General features: G+C 65.4%; 15 protein-coding genes and 2 pseudogenes. 12 read left to right on the top strand and 5 right to left on the bottom strand.

Annotation, left to right across the window (positions count from 1 at the left end; translation table 11 throughout):
- Positions 1-96: 96 nt before the first annotated feature.
- Positions 97-1014 (bottom strand): LysR family transcriptional regulator, encoded by a 918-nt coding sequence (locus tag RX327_RS13375; RefSeq protein ID WP_317250535.1) that lies wholly within the window; start codon positions 1012-1014, stop codon positions 97-99.
- A 120-nt stretch (positions 1015-1134) separates the two neighbouring features.
- Between RX327_RS13375 and RX327_RS13380 the strand changes: the two genes are divergently transcribed.
- The 6 genes and pseudogenes from RX327_RS13380 to RX327_RS13405 all read left to right on the top strand — a co-directional run bounded on the left by RX327_RS13380 (position 1135) and on the right by RX327_RS13405 (position 6770).
- Positions 1135-1947: a putative hydro-lyase gene (locus tag RX327_RS13380; RefSeq protein ID WP_317250536.1), complete on the top strand. Its 813-nt coding sequence runs from the start codon at positions 1135-1137 to the stop codon at positions 1945-1947.
- An 87-nt stretch (positions 1948-2034) separates the two neighbouring features.
- Positions 2035-3282: an ABC transporter substrate-binding protein gene (locus tag RX327_RS13385; RefSeq protein ID WP_317250537.1), complete on the top strand. Its 1248-nt coding sequence runs from the start codon at positions 2035-2037 to the stop codon at positions 3280-3282.
- A gap of 202 nt (positions 3283-3484) precedes the next feature.
- Positions 3485-4363, top strand: a complete 879-nt coding sequence (locus RX327_RS13390) for a branched-chain amino acid ABC transporter permease (RefSeq protein WP_317250538.1) — start codon at positions 3485-3487, stop codon at positions 4361-4363.
- A pseudogene (locus RX327_RS13395) lies at positions 4363-5339 on the top strand (branched-chain amino acid ABC transporter permease). Before RX327_RS13390 ends, RX327_RS13395 begins: the two are co-directional and overlap by 1 nt.
- Positions 5336-6082: an ABC transporter ATP-binding protein gene (locus RX327_RS13400; RefSeq protein WP_317250539.1), complete on the top strand. Its 747-nt coding sequence runs from the start codon at positions 5336-5338 to the stop codon at positions 6080-6082. Before RX327_RS13395 ends, RX327_RS13400 begins: the two are co-directional and overlap by 4 nt.
- Complete coding sequence (locus tag RX327_RS13405; RefSeq protein ID WP_317250540.1) at positions 6066-6770, top strand: ABC transporter ATP-binding protein; 705 nt, start codon at positions 6066-6068, stop codon at positions 6768-6770. The genes RX327_RS13400 and RX327_RS13405 overlap by 17 nt, the downstream gene beginning before the upstream one ends.
- 120 nt (positions 6771-6890) lie before the next feature.
- Here the strand turns inward: RX327_RS13405 and RX327_RS13410 are convergent, their stop codons facing one another.
- Together RX327_RS13410 and RX327_RS13415 are read right to left on the bottom strand one after the other, a co-directional pair.
- Complete coding sequence (locus RX327_RS13410; RefSeq protein ID WP_050386036.1) at positions 6891-7166, bottom strand: hypothetical protein; 276 nt, start codon at positions 7164-7166, stop codon at positions 6891-6893.
- A gap of 33 nt (positions 7167-7199) precedes the next feature.
- Complete coding sequence (locus tag RX327_RS13415) at positions 7200-7856, bottom strand: aldolase (protein WP_317250541.1); 657 nt, start codon at positions 7854-7856, stop codon at positions 7200-7202.
- A gap of 210 nt (positions 7857-8066) precedes the next feature.
- On the opposite strand from RX327_RS13415, the gene ltnD reads away from it, so the two are divergent.
- From ltnD to RX327_RS13445, 6 genes are all read left to right on the top strand, one after another.
- Complete coding sequence (ltnD, locus tag RX327_RS13420) at positions 8067-8978, top strand: L-threonate dehydrogenase (protein WP_317250542.1); 912 nt, start codon at positions 8067-8069, stop codon at positions 8976-8978.
- Positions 8979-8993: 15 nt separating this feature from the next.
- Positions 8994-9776 carry a 2-oxo-tetronate isomerase gene (gene otnI, locus RX327_RS13425; protein ID WP_317250543.1) on the top strand — a complete coding sequence of 261 codons (783 nt, stop codon included), beginning with the start codon at positions 8994-8996 and terminating at the stop codon, positions 9774-9776.
- Positions 9773-11050, top strand: coding sequence for a 3-oxo-tetronate kinase (otnK, locus tag RX327_RS13430; protein ID WP_317250544.1), 1278 nt, complete (start codon positions 9773-9775; stop codon positions 11048-11050). The genes otnI and otnK overlap by 4 nt, the downstream gene beginning before the upstream one ends.
- A 169-nt stretch (positions 11051-11219) precedes the next feature.
- Positions 11220-12911, top strand: coding sequence for a methyl-accepting chemotaxis protein (locus RX327_RS13435; protein ID WP_317250545.1), 1692 nt, complete (start codon positions 11220-11222; stop codon positions 12909-12911).
- Between the two features lie 353 nt (positions 12912-13264).
- A complete protein-coding gene (locus RX327_RS13440) occupies positions 13265-16444 on the top strand; it encodes an efflux RND transporter permease subunit (protein WP_317250546.1) in 3180 nt (1059 codons plus the stop codon).
- Complete coding sequence (locus RX327_RS13445) at positions 16431-17633, top strand: efflux RND transporter periplasmic adaptor subunit (RefSeq protein ID WP_317250547.1); 1203 nt, start codon at positions 16431-16433, stop codon at positions 17631-17633. Before RX327_RS13440 ends, RX327_RS13445 begins: the two co-directional genes overlap by 14 nt.
- A gap of 262 nt (positions 17634-17895) precedes the next feature.
- Here RX327_RS13445 and RX327_RS13450 read toward each other — a convergent pair.
- A pseudogene (locus RX327_RS13450) lies at positions 17896-19400 on the bottom strand (acetyl-CoA acetyltransferase).
- Positions 19401-19537: 137 nt separating this feature from the next.
- Positions 19538-20671 (bottom strand): nitronate monooxygenase, encoded by a 1134-nt coding sequence (locus RX327_RS13455; protein WP_317250548.1) that lies wholly within the window; start codon positions 20669-20671, stop codon positions 19538-19540.
- Between the last annotated feature and the right edge of the window lie 188 nt (positions 20672-20859).

The raw sequence follows: 20859 nt of genomic DNA on the forward strand, positions 1-20859 counted from the left end.
CCGGGGCGATGCGTCAGCATCGAACCCGGAATCTCGAGATTCCGGGTCTGGTCCTTCGGACCATCCCGGAATGACGTTCGATTATCCGGCAATCGTTCAATGACGCGCCACTCCCGCGCCGTCAACCGCCACGCTCGCCTGTGCGATCTGCCGGGCGAGATTGGCGACACGCTCGATGGCGACCGCATCGGGCGAGGCGAGCCAGCTCGCGGTGAAGGTGAGGGGCGGCAGCTTGAGGTCGGTGTCGAGCAGCAACAAGCGCCCGTCGGCAAGCTCGTTCTCGACGATCGCCGCGGGGATGACCGCGATGCCAAGCCCTTCATTGGCCATGTGGATGACCGTCGCGAGCGAGGCGGAGGCATGCAGGCGGATCGGCGGCAGCTCCGGCCGGTCGAACACCTCGCGCACGACCTCGTAAGGTTTGGTCTTGCGCGGGAAGGTGATGATCGGAAACCGGGCGAAGTCCTGCCGCGCCACGGGGCCGTCGCCGAGGCCGAGCGCCGGGCTCGCCAGGAAACCGATCGGGTAGTCGCACAGCACATGGTTGTGCGCGCCGGACGCCGAGACCGGCCCAAGCACGAAAGCAAGCTCGATCTCCTGCGCGAGCAGGCGCCCGGTGAGGTTCGGCGTGATGTCGACCTCGATCTCCAGCGACAGGTTCGGATAGACCTCGTTCACGCTCTTCACCAGCCGCGGCAGCCAAGTGTGCACGATGGTCTCTGCGACGCCGAGCCGCATCACGCCGCGCATCGCCGACCGGTCGCCGATCTCCGCCATCATCGCGGCGCGCAGGCCGATCAGCTTCTCGGCATAGACCATCATCTGTCGCCCGCTGGGGGTGGGCGAGGCCACGCGATGATCGCGGTTCAGGAGCTTCACGCCCATCTCGCGCTCGAGCTGTGCAATGCGCTGCGAGATCGCCGGCTGGGTGGTGTTGAGCCGTTGGGCGGCGCCACGGAAGCTGCCGAGCTTCACAACCCAGAGGAACGTCTCGATCGACCTGAAGTCCAGCATTGGAAGGATGTTCCCGATCGATAAATTGGATTTATCGATATTGATTAGAAACGACGATTAGACATTATATCACGCTTGGTGTTGGTTTGTCCTTGTCGAGATTATGGGCAGGAGAATCCCATGACTGTTTTTGCGGCAGTGCAGCGATCTCAGGGGGAGCCAGTGCTGGCGAGCGTCGAAGCGCGCCGCGCCTGCCGTGACGGCGTGGCCTCGGCCACCACAGCCGGTCTCGCCAACGGTTTCGTCCAGGGCAATCTCGCGATCCTGCCGGAAAAACTCGCCGGCGCCTTTCACCGCTTCTGCCAACTCAATCCGAAGCCATGCCCGATCATCGGCATGTCCGATGTCGGTAGCCCGCACATCTCGTCCCTCGGCGCCGATCTCGACATCCGCACCGACGTGCCGCGCTACCGCGTCTGGCGCGACGGTGAGGTCGTGGACGAGCCGACCGACGTGACGAAGTATTGGCGCGACGATCTCGTGACCTTCGTGCTCGGTTGCTCCTTCTCGTTCGAGGAGGCCCTGCTCGAGGAGGGCATGCCGATCCGTCACATCGAACGCAATCTGCGTGTGCCAATGTACCGCACCAGTATCGCGTGCAGCCCGTCGGGGCCGTTCGCCGGTCCGATGGTCGTGTCGATGCGCCCGTTCAAGCCGGCCGATGCGATCCGCGCGGTGCAGATCACCTCACGCTATCCCGCCGTGCACGGTGCGCCCGTGCATCTCGGCCATCCGCATCTGATCGGCATCAAGGACATTGCGAAGCCCGACTACGGCGATCCGGTGCCGGTCGCCGACGACGAGATTCCGGTGTTCTGGGCCTGCGGGGTGACGCCGCAATCGGTGATCGCAAAACTCCCGTTCGCCATCACGCATTCGCCCGGCCTCATGCTGGTGACGGATCTCAGGAACAAGCAGCTCGCTGTGCTCTGAATAGGCAATTCGTGCAATTCATTGAGGCTTTACTGCGCGCTACAAGCGTCACATCGATAATAACAAGCTGACCAAGGGGAAATTTCGATGACGATCTCTCGGCGTAACGTGTTGCTGGGTGCCACTGCCGCCGCGGCGCTCGGTCCGATGGCCGCGCGCGCGCAGACCAGTGAAGTGGCAATCGGCGTGATCTATCCGCTGTCGGGCGCCAGCGCGCAGATCGGCGTCGACGCGCAGCGCGCGTTCGAAACCGCGGCCGACATCATCAACAAGAACTATGACTTCGCACTGCCGCTGGCGAAGGGCGAAGGCCTGCCGGGCCTCGGCGGTGCGAAGATCCGTCTCGTGTTCGCCGACCACCAGGCCGACCCGCAGAAGGGCCGCGCCGAGGCCGAGCGCCTGATCACGCAGCAGAAGGTCTGCGCCATCATCGGCACCTACCAGAGCGCCGTCGCCGTCACCGTCAGCCAGATCTGCGAACGCTACCAGGTCCCGTTCGTGTCGGCCGACAATTCCTCGCCCAGCCTGCATCGCCGCGGCCTGAAATATTACTTCCGCGCTGCGCCGCATGACGAGATGTACTCGGCCGCGATGTTCGACTTCTTCGATGCCATGAAGAAGAAGGGCACCAAGATCGAGACGCTGTCGCTGTTCCATGAAGACACCATCTTCGGCACCGACTCCGGCAACGCCCAGACCAAGATCGCCGGCGAGCGCGGCTACAAGATCGTCACCGACATCAAGTATCGCGCCAACTCGCCCTCGCTCTCGGCCGAGGTGCAGCAGCTCAAGACCGCCAATGCCGACGTGCTGATGCCCTCGAGCTACACCACCGACGGCATCCTCCTGGTCAAGACCATGGCCGAGCTCGGCTACAAGCCGAATGCGATCGTGGCGCAGGACGCCGGCTTCTCCGAGAAGGCGCTCTATGATGCCGTCGGCGACAAGCTCGAAGGCGTGATCTCGCGCGGCACCTTCTCGCTCGACCTCGCGCAGAAGCGTCCGATGGTCGGTCTGATCAACGAGATGTACCGCGCCAAGTCCGGCAAGGACTTCAACGACTATTCCTCGCGCCAGTTCATGGGTCTGATCATCCTCGCCGACGCCATCAACCGGGCCAAGTCGACCGACGGCGAGAAGATCCGCGATGCGCTGGCCGCCACCGACATCCCGGGCGATCAGACCATCATGCCCTGGAAGCGCGTCAAGTTCGACGAGATGGGCCAGAACAACGACGCCGACCCGGTGCTGCTGCAATACTCCGCGAAGAACTTCGTGACGATCTTCCCGGAACAGGCCGCGGTCTCCGAGGCGATCTGGCCGATGAACAGCTGATCGGTCTCTCAGTTTCCCTACGTCGTCCCGGGCGAGCGAAGCGCGACCCGGGACCCCCGCGCGAGTGCTTGCACTCGTCGCGTAACCCAGGCAGGCGTTTTGCGATGATTGGTTGTTGTCTCTCCTCCCGGTGCATTTGTGGTTATGGGTCCTGGCCTTCGCCAGGACGACGCTTGAATGATGCGTTGACCGGGGCGCAGCGGTGACAGCCGAGACCATTATCCAGAGTTTGGCGAGCGGCCTGTTGATGGGGCTGCTCTACGGACTGATCGCCGCAGGCCTCGCGCTGATCTTCGGCCTGATGGACGTCACGAACTTCGCCCATGGCGAGTTCCTGATGCTCGCGATGTACCTGTCCTTCTTTCTGTTCGCGTTCTTCGCCATCGACCCCTTGCTGTCGGCGCCCTTGGTCGCCGCGGCGCTGTTCGTTTTCGGAGCGGTGATCTACCTGCTCATTGTTCGCTTCGCCATGCGGGCCAAGGCCAATGCCGGCATGGTGCAGATCTTCACCACCTTCGGTCTCGCCATCGTCATGCGCGGGCTCGCGCAGTTCTTCTTCACCCCGGACTATCGCAGCGTCACCAACTCCTGGGTCGGCGGCAAGACGGTGTCGATCGCCGGCATCTATCTGCCGGAGCCGCAGCTGATCGGCGCGATGCTGTCGATCGCGGCCTTCGTCGCGCTGTACTTCTTCATCCACCGTACCGATTTCGGCCGCGCGATCGAGGCCACCCGCGAAGATCCCGGTGCGGTGGCGCTCGTCGGCATCGACAAGAACCGCGTGTTCGCGTTCGGCTGGGGCCTCGGCGCCGCGCTGGTCGGTCTCGCCGGCGCGATCATGGCGGTGTTCTTCTACATCTATCCCGATGTCGGCGCGTCCTTCGCGCTGATCGCCTATGTCACGGTGGCGCTGGGCGGCTTCGGCAGCGTGTTCGGGGCCTTCGCCGGCGGCATCATCGTCGGCCTCGTCGAGGCGGTCACGGCCTTGGTGCTGCCTCCCTCGCTGAAATCCGTCGGCATCTACGCCGTCTACCTGCTCGTGGTCTTCATCCGGCCGCGCGGACTGTTCGGGTCGATGTGATGGACAACGAGTTCGCTCAACGCCGCAGGCGTGACCTGATCGTGGCTGCCTGCCTCGCGGGATCGCCGCACTGGCGCCGCTGTTCGTCAAGGACGTCTACGTCCAGAACATCCTGATCTTGACGCTGATGTATGCGGCGCTGTCGCAGAGCTGGAACATCCTGTCGGGCTATTGCGGACAGATCTCGCTCGGACACGCGCTCTATTTCGGCATCGGCGCCTACACCACCGAGCTGCTGTTCACCAAGTTCGGCGTGCTGCCTTGGTTCGGCATGCTCGGCGGCGGCGTGATTGCCGCCCTGATCGCGATGGGACTCGGCTATCCCTTCTTCCGCCTGCGCGGCCATTACTTCGTGATCGCGACCATCGTCATCGCCGAGATCGGTCTGCTCCTGTTCCAGAACTGGGAATGGGCGGGAGCCGCGATGGGCATCACCATTCCGATCCGCGGCGACAGCTGGCTGAAATTCCAGTTTCTGCGCACCAAGCTGCCGTACTTCTATTTCGCGCTGGGCCTGTGCTGCCTCGCCTGGTTCGTCACCTGGTGGCTGGAAGATTCCAAATGGGGCTTCTGGTGGCGTGCGGTGAAGGACAATCCGGAAGCGGCCGAGAGCCTCGGCGTCGTCGTGTTCAATTCCAAGATGGGCGCGGCTGCCGTCTCCGCTTTCCTGGTCGCCATCGGCGGTGCCTTCTATGCGCAGTTTCTCGCCTATATCGATCCCGAGAGCGTCATGGGGTTCCAGTTTTCGCTGCTGATGGCGCTGCCGGCCGTGCTCGGCGGCATCGGCACCCTCTGGGGGCCGGTGTTGGGCGCCGCCATCCTGATCCCGATGACGGAGCTGACGCGCTCCTATATCGGCGGCTCCGGGCGTGGCGTCGACCTCATCGTCTACGGCACGCTGATCGTGCTGATCTCGCTGGCCCTGCCGCGCGGCCTGGTCAGCGTGTTCTCCCTGCGCAAGGGAGCTGCACGATGACGGCGCTTCCGGAAACCCCGCTCCTTGAAACCCGCGGCGTCTGGCAGCGTTTTGGCGGCCTCATCGCCAACAGCGACGTCTCGATATCGGTCGGCCGTGGCGAGATCGTCGGCCTGATCGGCCCGAACGGCGCCGGCAAGTCGACCCTGTTCAACCTCATCGCGGGCGTGCTGCCGCCGACCCAGGGCTCGATTCTATTCGACGGCGAGGATGTCACCCACATGCCGGCGGCCGAACGCTGCCAGCGCGGCATCGGGCGGACCTTCCAGGTGGTCAAGAGCTTCGAGACCATGACAGTTATCGACAACGTCATCGTCGGCGCACTGATCCGCAACACCAAGATGCGCATTGCGCGGCAGAAGGCCTATGAAGTGCTGGAATTCACCGGCCTTGCCGCGCGCGCCGACGTGCTTGCGAGCGACCTCGTGCCGGCCGAGAAGCGTCGTCTCGAAGTCGCCCGTGCGCTCGCGACCGAACCGAAGCTGCTGCTGCTCGACGAAGTCCTCACCGGCCTGACCCCGACCGAGGCGCAGACCGGCGTGGCGCTGGTGCGCAAGGTGCGCGATGCCGGCATCACCGTCTTGATGGTCGAGCATGTCATGGAGATCGTGATGCCGCTGGTCGACCGCGCCATCGTGCTCGACCTCGGCAAGGTGCTGGTCGAGGGCAAGCCCGCAGACGTCGTCCGCGATCCCAAGGTGATCAGCGCATATCTGGGAGATCGTCATGCTGTCGGTGCGTGAAGTCACGACCGCCTATCAGGGCCTCGTCGCGATCTCCGCGGTCTCGATCGAGGTCCAGAAGGGCGAGATCGTCTGCGTGGCCGGCGCCAACGGCGCGGGCAAGTCGACGCTGCTCAAATCCATCGCCGGTGCCGAGCGTCCGCGCTCCGGCACGGTGACGTTCGACGGCAAGCGCCTCGACGGCATGGCGCAACACCACATCACGGCGACCGGCATCGCTTACGTGCCGGAGAACCGCCGGCTGTTTCCGCGGCTCTCGGTGCGCGACAATCTGCGTCTCGGCAGCTATCTCTACCGTGGCGAAGCCAACCGCGAAGAGCCGCTCGATCTCGTCTTCAAGCTGTTCCCGCGACTTGGCGAACGGCTCGACCAGCGCGCCGAGACGCTCTCCGGCGGCGAACAGCAAATGCTCGCGATCGGCCGCGCACTGATGACACGCCCGCGGCTTCTGATGCTGGACGAGCCCTCGCAGGGCATCATGCCGAAGCTCGTGGACGAGATCTTCCAGGCGGTGAAGCGCATCCGTGACGCCGGCATGACCGTGCTGATCGTCGAGCAGCGCATGGCCGAATGCCTCGAGATCGCCGACCGCGCCTACATCCTGCAGACCGGCCGCGTGCTGATGCAAGGCGCAGCAAGCGAGATCAAGGGCAATCCGGACGTACGCAAGGCGTATCTGGGGCTGTGATTTCACCGTCATTGCGAGCGCAGCGAAGCAATCCAGCTCCCCCACGCGAGGAAAGATGGATTGTTTCGTCGCTTCGCTCCTCGCAATGACGCGGAGGATAGTGCTCCGCACTCCCGCAGCCTACTTGCCCTCGTCGATCTTCTCGACCTTGGCGGCGAGGTCCGGCACGCGGCTGACCCGATAGGTCGCGTTGCTGCAGGTCAGCGTCCAGGCCTCGTTGTCGGGCTTCGAGAGCTTGTCGTCCCGCTCGGCCTTGAGCGGCTTGTCGCAGGCATAGCCTTGCGCGCGCAGCTGGGTTGCCAGCATGCCTTGCAAGGTCTCTTCGGTCCGTCCGTCCGACGCCGCAAGGCCGACGGCAAACGGTGCCGCTAACGCCAAGCCCGTGAACCTCATCATGACTGTCCTTCGCATATCGATCCTCCGCTTGATCTAGTGAGGGTGATCCGGCAGCACGAGCCCGAACGTCCTGGTCAAATCAGCCACCTGGTCGGGCGACAAATAGCGCGGGTTCAGCCCGCGCAGCAGCAGATAGAGCTTTGCGGTTTCTTCCAGCTCCTCGGTCGCGAACACCGCCGCTTCCAGCGTATCGCCCGACACGACGGGCCCATGATTGGCGAGCAGGACGGATGAATATTTCCCCGCCAGGCCCTTGATCGCATCCGCCACCGCGGGATCGCCGGGGCGGTAATAGGGCACGAGCGCGGTGGCGCCGCATTTCATCAGGTAATAGGCCGTCATCGGCGGCAGCGCGGCGCGCGGGTCGATCTCGGGGAGCATCGAGAGCGCGACCGAATGGGTGGAGTGCAGATGCACGATGGCCCGCGCGCTGCCGCGCGTGTCGTAGAGCGCATTGTGCAGCGGCACTTCCTTGGTCGGGGCATCACCGGAGACGGGCCGGCCGTTGCCGTCGAGCCGTGACATTTTCGCCGGATCGAGGAAGCCGAGCGAGGCGTTGGTCGGCGTCACCAGCCAGCCGCCGTCGTCCATCCTGACGCTGATATTGCCGGAGGAGCCCGGCGTCAGTCCGCGCTCGAACAGGGACCGTCCGAAGCGGCAGATATCCTCACGAAGCTTTGTTTCGCTCATCCGGTTTCGCTCTTCCGGTTTAGCTCTTGGCGCCATCTTTGGCGCTATCCATTTTCCGCTTTGTCTCACGCTTTGGCAGCGCGGCCAAGCCGTGATAGGCAAGCAGCAACGAGCATGAACCGGGCCCGGAAGGCCGCGCTGGCGCAAAGTGACAGCCGGTTTTCCGAAAAGGTCATGCTCAAACAACTAAAAATGTTCAGGGATCGCCAAATGTCCAGTTCCGCAACATCACGTGTCGCCGTCATCGGCCTCGGCTCGATGGGATACGGCATGGCGACCTCGCTGAAGCGCGCCGGCCACGCCGTGACCGGCTGCGACGTCTCGGCTGACGCGGTGGCGCGTTTCGTGAAGGATGGCGGCGCGGGGGCCAAGACTCCGGCCGAAGCGGCCAGGGAGGCCGATATCGTCGTCAGCGTCGTCGTCAATGCCGCGCAGACGGAGGCGATCCTGTTCGGCAAGGATGGGGCCGCCGAGACCATGCCGAAGGACAGCGTCTTCGTCTCCTCGGCCACCATGGATCCCGACGTGGCGCGGCGCCTGGCCAAGCAGCTCGAGGCGACCGGACGGCATTATCTGGACGCGCCGATCTCCGGCGGGGCGCAGCGCGCCGCGCAAGGCGAACTGACGATCCTCGCCTCCGGCAGTCCCGCCGCTTTTGCTAAGGCGCGGCCCGCGCTCGATGCCATGGCCGCAAAGCTCTACGAGCTCGGCGATGCCGCCGGGCAGGGCGCTGCGTTCAAGATGATCAATCAATTGCTCGCCGGCGTGCACATCGCCGCCGCCAGCGAAGCGATCGCGTTCGCGGCGAAGCAGGGCCTCGACATCCGCAAGGTCTATGAAGTGATCACGGCTTCGGCCGGCAATTCCTGGATGTTCGAGAACCGCATGCCGCACGTGCTCGACGGCGATTACACGCCGCGCAGCGCGGTCGAGATCTTCGTCAAGGACCTCGGCATCATTCAGGACATGGCACGCACCGCCCGATTCCCCGTGCCGGTCTCCGCCGCCGCGCTCCAGATGTTTCTGATGACGTCAGCCGCCGGCATGGGCCGTGACGACGATGCTTCGGTGGCGCGGATGTATGCGCAGGTCACCGGCGTCAAGCTGCCCGGTGACAAATAAGCAAGAGGAACTCCGATGCCCCGTTTCGCCGCCAATCTCTCGATGATGTTCACCGAGGTGCCGTTCCTCGACCGCTTCGACGCGGCGGCGAAGTCGGGCTTCACCGCCGTCGAGTTTCTCTTTCCCTACGAGCATCCGGCGGAAGCGATCGGCGAGCGGCTCGAGCGCAATGGTCTGACCCAGGCGCTGTTCAACCTGCCGCCGGGCGACTGGAACGCCGGCGAGAAGGGCTTTGCGGCGCTGCCGGACCGTTTCGCCGACCTGCAGCAAAGCCTGAAGACCGCGCTGCCCTATACGCAGGCGACCGGCGTCAAGCGGGTGCATCTGATGGCGGGCATCGCCGACCGCAGCGATGCCAGGGCCGTCGCCGCGTTTCGCAAATCGGTCGCCCATGCCGCGGAATTCTTCGCACCCCACGGTATCGATGTCGTGATCGAGCCGATCAATGCGCGCAACGTGCCCGGTTATTTCCTCAACGATTTCGGCTTCGCGCGCGACCTGATCCAGGAGCTGAGGCTTGCGAACCTGAAGCTCCAGTTCGACATCTATCACTGCCAGATCATCCATGGCGACGTCACCATGCGGCTGCGCGAGATGATGCCGATCATCGGCCACATCCAGATCGCCAGCATCCCCTCGCGCAACGAGCCTGACGGCGAGGAGCTGAACTATCCGTTCCTGTTCGCAGAGCTCGACCGGCTCGGTTATGCCGGCTTCGTCGGCTGCGAGTACAATCCGCGCGGCAAGACCACCGATGGGCTCGCCTGGTTCAAGCCCTACGCTGGAGTGAAGTCGTGACACTTGCGTTGGGCTGCATCGCCGACGACTACACCGGCGCCTCCGATCTCGCCAACACGCTGACGCGCGCGGGCCTCCGCACCGTGCAGACCATCGGCGTGCCCGCCGACGATCTCGCGCTGCCCGAGGTCGACGCCGTCGTGGTGTCGCTGAAGAGCCGCTCGATCGAAGCCGGCCTCGCGGTGTCGCGCTCGCGCGCGGCGGAAACATGGCTGCGCGGCCGCGGCGCGCGCCACGTGCTGTTCAAGATCTGCTCGACCTTCGATTCCACCGACGCCGGCAATATCGGCCCGGTGATGGACGCGTTGCGCGCCGATTGCGGCGAAGCCGTCGTGCTGGTGACGCCGGCGTTCCCGGAGACTGGCCGCACCGTCTACCAGGGCAACCTGTTCGTCGGTGCCGTGCCGCTCAACGAGAGCCCGCTGAAGGACCATCCGCTCAACCCGATGCACGATTCGAATCTGGTGCGCGTGCTGGCGCGCCAGAGCACGACCAAGGTCGGCCTGGTCGATCTGGCGACGCTGAGCCGTGGCGCGGACGCCGTCCGGGCAAAGCTCGCCGAGCTCACGCAAGGCGGCATCGGCGCCGCCATCGTCGATGCGGTGTTCGACCGCGACCTCGAGACCATCGGGCAGGTAGCGCTGGATCACCGTCTTTCGGTCGGCGCTTCCGGGATCGGGCTTGGCCTGGCGCGAGCGCTGGTCGCCGCGAGCAAAGCCAAATCGGACACCGCGGATGCGATGCTGGCGACGCCGGTCGGCGGCCCGGCGGCGTGCCTTGCCGGCAGTTGCTCGCAGGCGACCCTGCGCCAGATCGCCAACGCCGAGAAGGTGATGCCGGTCCTGCACCTCGATCCCGAGCGGGTGGTCGCCGGCAAGGACGAAACGCAGCGTGCGCTCGCCTGGGCCAGAGACCGGCTCGGGGCGGGGCCAATCCTGATCGCGAGCAGCTCGACCCCGGATCAGGTGGCAGCTGTGCAATCCCGTCATGGTCGTGATGCAGCCGGGCATGCCATCGAGCAGGCGATGGCCGACATCGCGGATGGTCTGGTGCAGTCGGGCGTGCACAGGCTGGTGGTCGCCGGTGGTGAAACTTCGGGCGCCGTGGTCGATCGCCTGCGCATTCCTGGATTCCTGGTCGGTGCGGAAATCGCCGCCGGCGTGCCGGTGCTGCGAGCGGTCGGCGCCGGGAGAGGCGAGATGGTGCTTGCACTGAAATCAGGCAATTTCGGCGGGCCGGAGTTTTTCTCGGATGCGCTGGCGTTGATGCCTTGATGCGGCTGGCGCGCATCATGCCACGCCGTAGATGAGCGCCTCCGTAGTTCAACGGGGAACCAAATTAACCCTACTTAAGGAGGGGGGCTGGCTTTGATGTCTGCGGCGTCCCGCCACGCCCCCAGCCATTCGATCGGGCTTCGCGAGCCCGATATCAAGAGACCCCACGATGTTCGCCAAATTCTCGATCCGCGCCAAGATTATTGCCGTGGTTGCGTTCCTGCTGGTTGCGATGACCGGCATGGGCCTGCTCGCCGTCATGAAGATGCGGTCGATGAATGCCAACACCGTCGACATCACCACGAGCTGGCTGCCGAGCGTGCGTGCGCTCGGCGATCTGCGCGCCAGCGTCATCACGTATCGCAACGTGGTTCGCCAGCACATGCTTGCCGAGGCGCTGGACGACAAGCTCGCGCAGGAAAAGACCCTGACCTCGGTGGTCGACGCTAACCTCAAGGTCCGCGCGATCTACGAGCCGCTGATCGCGACCCCCACGGAGCGCGCGCTCTACGGTCAATGGGTCGATGCCTGGACCCGTTACAAGAAGGGCACCGAGGAGGTCATGGCGCTGTCGCGCAAGGAGGCCGGCAAGCTCCCGCGCGAGGCGCAGGAGCTCAACTCCAAGACCGTCAACAAGATCGGGCTCCAGGCCGACGAGGTCCTGAACAAGGACATCGAGCTCAACAATGCCGGTGCCGACAAGGCGGCGCAGGAGGCGGCAAACAGCTACGCGTCGGCCGTCATGCTGCTTGCGATGATCCTTGGCGCCGCCATCATCGTCGGCGTCGGCGTCAGCTTCCTGATGATCCGCGACGTCTCGGCCGGCATCGCCTCGATCGTGAGCCCGATGCAGGCGCTGGGCCGCGGCGACCTGACCGCAAACGTCCCGCATCAGGGCGAGAAGACCGAGATCGGCGCCATGGCCGACGTGCTCCAGATCTTCAAGGAGGCGCTGATCGCCAAGAAGACCGCCGACGAAGCCGCCGCGGCGGACGCCGAGGCCAAGATCGAGCGTGGCCGCCGCGTCGATGCCATCACCCGCAATTTCGAGGTCATGATCGGCGAGGTCGTCGAGACCGTGTCATCGGCCTCGACCGAGCTCGAGGCCTCCGCGGCCACGCTGTCGTCGACCGCCCGGCGTTCGCAGGAACTGACCACGTCGGTTGCCGCGGCGTCGGAGGAAGCTTCGACCAACGTGCAATCGGTCGCCTCGGCGACCGAGGAGATGGCTTCGTCGGTCGGCGAGATCAGCCGCCAGGTGCAGGAATCGGCGCGGATGGCGGGCGATGCCGTCGGCCAGGCGCGCGCCACCACCGAGCGGGTCAGCGAGCTCTCCAAGGCCGCCGCGCGGATCGGCGACGTCGTCGAGCTGATCAACACCATCGCCGGCCAGACCAATCTGCTCGCGCTGAACGCCACCATCGAGGCGGCGCGCGCCGGCGAGGCCGGCCGCGGCTTCGCCGTCGTCGCCTCCGAGGTCAAGGCGCTGGCCGAGCAGACCGCGAAGGCGACCGGCGAGATCGGCCAGCAGATTTCCGGCATCCAGGCCGCGACCAACGACTCGGTCGGCGCCATCAAGGAGATCTCCTCGACCATCGAGCGTCTGTCGGAGATCTCGTCGGCCATCGCGGCCGCGGTCGAAGAGCAGGGCGCGGCGACGCAGGAAATCTCCCGCAACGTGCAGCAGGCGGCGCAGGGCACGCAGCAGGTGTCGTCGAACATCACCGACGTGCAGCGCGGCGCGACCGAGACCGGCTCAGCGTCGAGCCAGGTGCTGTCGGCGGCCCAATCGCTCTCGGGCGACAGCAGCCGCCTCAAGCTCGAGGTGAGCAAGTTCCTCGACGCCGTCCGCGCCGCCTGATCCGGCGCCGCCGCTCGGGCGGCCGCCATCCTTCGCCTAACCGATGCCGACGTGGTGGGCTGACCCGGCCCGCCACGTTCTACATTTTCGCAGGGCAGCGATGCGTTAACCTCGCGTCGGCCGAAATAGCATCCTCGGCCGGCTCGCATTCGCAGCAGAGCCGCCTCTTTTTGACGACGATCCGCGCGCGATCGGAGCGCGCCGCCTCATGCACTATGCCGAGGAAGTGAAAGCCGCCGCGGCTCCGCGGGTTGGCGTTTTGCCCGGCATCGGGTAAATCGGCCGCTGCGGAACGGCTTTTGCAATGTCGATTCCTCTGCCTGGGCGGGCTTCATTTCGGGAACGCTTCTTTTATGATTGCTCTGGTCCGTATTGCCCTGAGCCGGCCTTATACATTCGTCGTGCTGGCGCTGCTGCTGCTGATTATCGGACCGCTCGCGGCGCTGCGAACCCCGACCGACATCTTCCCGGATATCCGTATTCCCGTCATCGGCGTGGTCTGGCAGTACACAGGCCTGCCGCCGGACCAGATGTCCGGCCGCATCACCACCCCGTTCCAGCGCGCGCTGACGACCACGGTCAACGACATCGAGCATATCGTCGCCAATTCCTACAACGGCTTTGGCATCATCAAGATCTTCTTCCAGCCCAACGTCGACATCCGCACCGCCAACGCGCAGGTCACCGCGATCTCGCAGACGCTGCTCAAGCAGATGCCGCCGGGCGCGACGCCACCCTTGATCCTGAACTACTCGGCGTCCACCGTGCCGATCATTCAGGTGGCGCTGTCGGGCGACGGGCTCACCGAGCAGAATCTCGCCGATATCGGCATCAACCAGCTTCGTACGCCCTTGGTCACGGTGCCGGGCGCGGCGATTCCCTATCCGTTCGGCGGCAAGCAGCGCCAGGTCCAGATCGATCTCAATCCTACCGCGCTCCAGGCCCGCGGCCTCTCGGGCCAGGACGTCGCCAATGCGCTGGCCGCCCAGAACCTGATCACACCGGTCGGCACCCAGAAGATCGGCCAGTTCGAGTACAACATCCAGCTCAACAACTCGCCGCTTCGGATCGAGGAACTCGGCAATCTGCCGATCAAGACCGTCAACGGCGCCATGGTCTATGTGCGCGACGTCGCCACCGTGCGGGACGGCAATCCGCCGCAGACCAACATCGTTCATGTCGACGGCAACCGCTCGGTGCTGATGATGGTGCTGAAGGCGGGCGCGACCTCGACGCTCGATATCATCGCCGGCATCAAGCAGAAGGTGATCGACGTCAAGGATCAGCTGCCCGACGCACTGAAGATCGGCTTCATCGGTGATCAGTCGGTGTTCGTCCGCGGCGCGATCCAGGGGGTCGCCTTCGAGGGTGTGATCGCGGCGCTGCTCACCAGCGTCATGATCCTGCTGTTCCTCGGCAGCTGGCGCTCGACCATCATCATCGCGGTCTCGATCCCGCTGTCGGTGCTGGGCGCCATCATCATGCTGTCGGCGATCGGCGAGACGCTGAACATCATGACGCTCGGCGGCCTCGCGCTCGCGGTCGGCATCCTCGTCGACGACGCCACGGTCACGATCGAGAACATCAACTACCATCTGGAGCAGGGCAAGCCGGTCGAGCAGTCCATCCTCGACGGCGCCAACCAGATCGTGACCCCGGCCTTCGTTTCGCTGCTGTGCATCTGCATCGTGTTCGTGCCGATGTTCTTCCTGACTGGCGTCGCGCGCTTCCTGTTCGTGCCGATGGCGGAAGCCGTGATGTTCGCGATGATCTGGTCGTTCATCCTGTCGCGCACGCTGGTGCCGACGATGGCGAACTATCTGCTCAAGGCGCATGTCCATCACGAGGGCGGGCCGCCGAAGTCGCGCAATCCGCTAGTCTGGTTCCAGCGCGGCTTCGAGGCGCGGTTCGAGCGCATCCGCGGCGGCTATCGTGGCCTGCTCGCGATGGCGCTCGGTCATCGCACGGTGTTCGTGAGCTGCTTCCTCGCGGTCGTCGCCGCGTCCTTCGCGCTGGTGCCGTTCCTCGGCCGCAATTTCTTTCCGGCCGTCGATGCCGGCAACATCCTGATGCATGTCCGCACCCAGGTCGGCACCCGCGTCGAGGAGACCGCGAACCAGCTCGCCGACGTGCAGAAGGCGGTGCGCAAGCTGATCCCGGGCGAAATCGAGACCATGACCGACAACATCGGCATGCCGATCTCCGGCATCAACATGACGTACAACAACACCGGCGTGATCGGCCCGCAGGACGGCGACATTCAGATCAAGCTGAAGGAAGGCCATAGGCCGACCGAAGAGCATGTCCGCGTGCTGCGCGAGCAATTGCCGCGCCTGTTTCCCGGCGTGAGCTTCGCGTTCCTGCCGGCCGACATCGTCAGCCAGATCCTGAATTTCGGCGCGCCGGCGCCGATCGACCTGCAAATCCGCGGCGCCAATGTCAGCGCGAATTTCGCCTATGCCAACAGCCTGCTGGCGAAGGTCCGCAAGATTCCCGGCGTTGCCGATGCGCGCATCCAGCAGTCGCCGAACAACCCGACCTTCAACATCGATGTCGACCGCACCCGCGCGCAATATGTCGGCCTGACCGAGCGCGACGTCACCAACAGCCTCGTGGTCAATCTCGCCGGCTCCTCGCAGGTGGCGCCGACCTACTATCTCAATCCCGACAACGGCGTGTCCTACTCGATCGTGATGCAGACGCCGCAATACCAGATTGACTCGCTCAGTGCGCTGCAGACCCTGCCGATCACCGCGGCCAGCAATGCGCAGTCGCCGATCCTCGGCGGCATCGCCGACATCAAGCGCTCGACGTCGAGCGCGGTGGTCTCGCAATACGACATCCAGTCCATGGTGCAGATCTTTGCCACGACCTCGGGCCGCGATCTCGGCGCGGTTGCCGCCGACATCCGCCAGCTGATCGCCGACACCGCCAGGGAGGTACCGAAGGGCTCATCCGTGGTGCTGCTCGGCCAGGTGCAGACCATGAACAGCGCCTTCACCGGCCTCCTGTTCGGCCTGCTCGGGGCCGTGGTGCTGATCTACTTCCTGATCGTCGTGAACTTCCAGTCCTGGTCCGACCCGTTCGTGATCATCACCGCGTTGCCGGCCGCGCTCGCCGGCATCGTCTGGATGCTGTTCATGACCGAGACCACGCTGTCGGTGCCGGCGCTCACCGGCGCCATCATGTGCATGGGCGTTGCCACCGCCAACAGCGTGCTCGTGATCTCCTTTGCCCGCGAGCGCTACGAGGAACTCGGCGATCCCATCGCCGCTGCGCTCGAAGCCGGCTTCGTCCGGTTCCGCCCGGTGCTGATGACCGCGCTCGCCATGATCATCGGCATGGCCCCGATGGCGCTGGGGTTGGGTGAGGGCGGCGAGCAGAATGCACCGCTCGGCCGGGCCGTGATCGGCGGCCTGATCTTTGCAACCTTCGCCACGCTGATGTTTGTTCCCGTGGTGTTCAGCATGGTTCACAAGAAACAAGGCGCCGAAGCCGCCGCCTCATTGGAGACTCCGCATGTCGCCCACTGAACCCCGCTCCCCGGTGTCGCACCGGAAACTGGGCATCTTCGGCGTGGTGGCGCTGATTGCGGCAGGCCTCGTCGTGGGCACCGGCATCCGTGCCCGCGAGGAGCAGGATACACGGCTGAAGGAATGGACCGACGACCAGGCCGTTCCCAGCGTGGCGGTGACGCTGCCCAATGCCAAGGACCTCAATGCCACCATCGAGCTGCCGGGCCGGCTGGAAGCCTACTACCGGGCTCCGATCTTCGCGCGCGTGTCGGGCTATTTGAAGAGCTGGAGCGCCGACATCGGCGCGCGCGTCAAGGCCGGCCAGGTGATTGCCGAGATCGAGGCGCCCGACCTCGATCAGCAGTTGCTGCAAGCCCGCGCCGACCTCGCCAGCCAGCAGGCCAGCGCCAGGCTGTCGGAGGCAACGCTGAACCGGCGCAAGACGCTGGTCGCCTCCAACTTCGTCTCGGCGCAGGAGATCGACGAGCGCACCGCCGACCTCTCTAACAAGAAGGCGGCCGTCAATTCGGGGCAGGCCAATGTCGAGCGCCTGGAAGCGCTCGCCGGCTACAAGAAGATCACCGCGCCGTTCGACGGCGTCGTTACCGCGCGCGACACCGACGTCGGCGCGCTCATCAATGCCGGCGGCGGCTCGGGCCCGGCGATGTTCGTGATTTCGGACATCACCAAGCTGCGCGTCTACGTCAACGTGCCCCAGAACTACGTGCCGGCGATCAAGATCGGGGCCAAGGCGATCATCACGCTGCCGGAATATCCCAACCGGACCTTTCAGGCGACGGTGGAGGCTTCATCGCAGGCAGTCGATGTCGCCTCCGGCACCACGCGCATGCAGCTCGGGCTCGACAATTCCAGAGGCGAGTTGATGCCCGGCGGCTATGCCAGCGTGAAGCTCAGCCTCCAGCGTGACTCCGCGCCGCTCAGCATCCCCGCCAGCGCCCTGATCTTCAACGGCAGCGGCCTGCGTGTGGCGACGGTCGGTGCGGACGAGAAGGTGCTGTTCAAGCCCGTGAAGATCGGCCGCGACCTCGGTAAGGAGATCGAGATCGCCACCGGCCTCGCACCCGACGACCGCATCATCACAGCCCCGCCGGACGGACTCGCCGACGGCGATCATGTCCGCGTCACCGGTGCCGGCGCCAAGGGCAAGCCGACCACGGCGTCCGAAAAGCAGGACGTGAAGGGGTAAATCCCTGCGGTCTTTCGTAGCCCGGAGGAAGTCAACCGGTCGCGCGAACGCGCGCCCGATGACAGGCTCCGCGCAATCCGGGGCAGGTCTATCCGCGGACAGAGCCACCCCGGATTGCGCTGCGCTCCATCCGGGCTACGCGCTAGAGCCTTTCCCGTTCCGATGGAATCGGAACGGCTCTAGATTCTTGTTTTGACGCGTTTTCTTCACGCGAACCGGTATCCACTTCGCTCGAAAACGCTCTAAGAGCGAGCTTTGAGACCTACCCGACCCGCCATTCCAGCATGCCATCGCCGGCGGTGACGATGTTGCCCGTGGTGCCGACCGGCGTGCGGTCCATGTCCTGCAGATAGGCCAGCGTCGCCGTGTCGCTTGCCGGGATGCGGCCGAGCGTGCGGCGGCCGTCCTCGGTGCGCAGCATGGTGACGCCGTGCTCGACCTCGCCATTGCCGCGATAGATCACGGTGAAAGCCTCGACCTTGCCTTTGCCCGCTGCCTCTGCGGTGAAGTCGGGCACGTTGCGCCTGTTGCGGTCGGCCTCCGCCTGAACGCTGGTGTCCTGCTTGAGCGCGACGTTCGGCGCCGCGCGCGACAGCACGAGGCCATGATGCTTGGTGACGAAGCCGCCCTGGCCGTAGAGCAGGCCGAGCCCGGCGCCGCCGCGCGCACCATCGCGCAGGCCGCATGCGTCATGTAGGTGTTGAGCGGCGCCCCGAAGAACGTGAGCCCGCCGGTCACGGTCGGCTGCACGTCCGCGCCCAAGCCAAGCGTCCGCCGCGCCATCTTGGGCACGCAGGGGAAGCAGCTATAGAGCTCGATCGCATCGAACTTTCTGCCGTCGCCGCCGGCGAGGTCCATCACGGCTTTCAGCACCGCGTTCTGCGGATGGCTTTCGACGAACTGGTCGCGGATCAGGTAATCACGCGGTTCTTCGGCCGAGGCGCCGCCGAGCGGGTAGACCAGCCTGTCCTCGGGAATCCCGGCCGCGCGCGCCTTGGCAAGGCTGGTGAGCAGCAGGGCGCCGCCCATGTTGACGCTCGGGTTGGCAACCATGAGCTTTGTATACGGCCAGGCAATCATCCGGTTGTCGGGCGTGGCCGTGGTGATCTCGTCGCCGGTGAACGTCTTCTTCAGCCACGAGTTCGGATTTTCGGCGGCGACGCGGGCGTAGGTCGACCACAGCTCGCCGGACTCCTTCATCGCCTCGCGCGGCGTCTGGCCCCAATGCGCGGAGGAGGCCGCCTCATAGAACGGATAGACCGTGACGGGACGGAACACGCCGAGCTTGACCGCCAGCGGCTTCTGGAACGCCGCGCCGCGCTTGGGCTCCTCGACGTCATGCGCGAACGGGGTCCATGGCAGCTCCACGCCGGCGCGCTGCGCTTTGGTCGCGGTCGATTGCGCCTCCGCCCCGCAGACTGCCGCGACGCTGCACTCGCCCCGCGCGATGCGCTTTGCCGCCTCGTGGATGTAGCGGATCGGGCTCTCGCCGCCGACCGGGCCGTAATAGCAATGCGCGGGCGCGATCCCGAGCCGTTGCGCCAGAAGCTTCTCCGGATCGCGATAGCGCCAGCTCAGGAAGTTGACGACGTCGAGCGACTGCACGTCGGACAGTAGCCTGGCGCCGCTGTCGGCTTCGGCGCGCTTCAGCGCCTCCTCCAGCAGCGTGAGCGGCTCGAGGCCGGCGGTGATGTCCTTCGGACGATCGACAATTTCGCCTACGCCGACGATGACGGGAATGCGGTCTTCGGGGATGCTGTTCGACATTCTTGTTGTTTCACTCTGCGGTCTTGGACTCGATGGTTATTATTGGCGTCATTGCGAGGAGCAAAGCGACGAAGCAATCCATACTTCCGCTGGGTGAGATGGATTGCTTCGCTTCGCTCGCAATGACGGTGTAGCAATCACTCCGCCACCAGCGCATTCATGTGCTCGACGGCTTCCGCAAAATCTTCCTTGAACTCCTGCACCACCGCGCCTGCCGATTTCACGCTGTCGATAAGGCCGACGCCTTGGCCGACGAAGTAGCTCACGAGATCGCGGGCCTTTTCGTTACCGCCGGCCGCGGCGCGGTCGATGGCGTGGAAGGCGTCGCGGCTGATGATGCTTTGCAGCGGCATCGGCAGCGCGCCGGGGCTCTCCGGCGCTCGGTCCCAGGCATCCGTCCAGACCGAGCGGAGCTGCCGGGCCGGCTTGCCGGTGCGGCCCTTCGAGCGCACGGCGTCGCGGGAGGAGGCCGCGATCATCTTCTCGCGAAAGATCTCCGTCGTCTCCGCCTCGACGGTCGCAAGCCACACCGAGCCGGTCCAGGCGCCGGCCGCGCCCATCGCCATGCAGGCGGCCATCTGCCGTCCCGTCATGATGCCGCCGGCCGCCAGCACCGGCACATCGCGGATCTTCTTGATCGCCTTGATCACCTCCGGCACCAGCACCATGGTCGAGACCTCGCCGCAATGGCCGCCGGCCTCGGTGCCCTGCACCACGAGAATGTCGACGCCGGCTGCGACCTGACGCAGCGCGTGCTCCTTGGCGCCGACCAGTGCCGCAACGGGGACGCCGTGTTTCCTGCCCATCTCGATCATCGCCGTCGGCGGCACGCCCAGCGCGTTGGCGATCAGGCGGATCGGATGACGAAAAGAGACTTCGAGCAGCTCAAGCGCCGTCTTCGCATCGAACGGCTGCGGCTGGTCGTCGGCGACCTCGGTGGTGGTCAGTTCGATGTCGTACTTCTTCAGGAGATCGCGCGTATAGTCGCGATGCTGTTGCGGCACCCGCGCTTCCAGGCTCTTCCAGGTGACGTCCTTCTCGCCCGCGGTCGAGATGTTCTCGGGGATCAGCACGTCGATGCCGTAGGGCTTGCCGTCGACATGCGCGTCGATCCATGCCAGCTCGCGTTCGAGTGTCGCAGGCGTGTGCACGGTCGCGCCCAGCACGCCGAAGCCGCCGGCGCGGCTGACGGCGGCAACGACGTCGCGGCAATGGCTGAAGGCGAGCAGCGGGAACTCGATGCCCAGCATGTCGCAGATCGGCGATTTCATGGACTGGTTCTCTCCCGGCGGCTGCTTCTTGTGCTTGTTGGCGTCAGCCCCTGCAACGCTAGCGCATCACGGTCGGCTAAGCCAAGCGGGTTTCGGCACCGGCGGTCTTGCGTGCACGCGCGGCTTGGCTGCATCGCTCGCAGCGCATTCCGCAAGGTAGAAAATGCGATGGCGCGGGCTGGGCAAAG

Origin of the sequence: Bradyrhizobium sp. BEA-2-5 (genome assembly GCF_032918025.1) — a bacterium.
Taxonomy (GTDB): domain Bacteria; phylum Pseudomonadota; class Alphaproteobacteria; order Rhizobiales; family Xanthobacteraceae; genus Bradyrhizobium; species Bradyrhizobium pachyrhizi.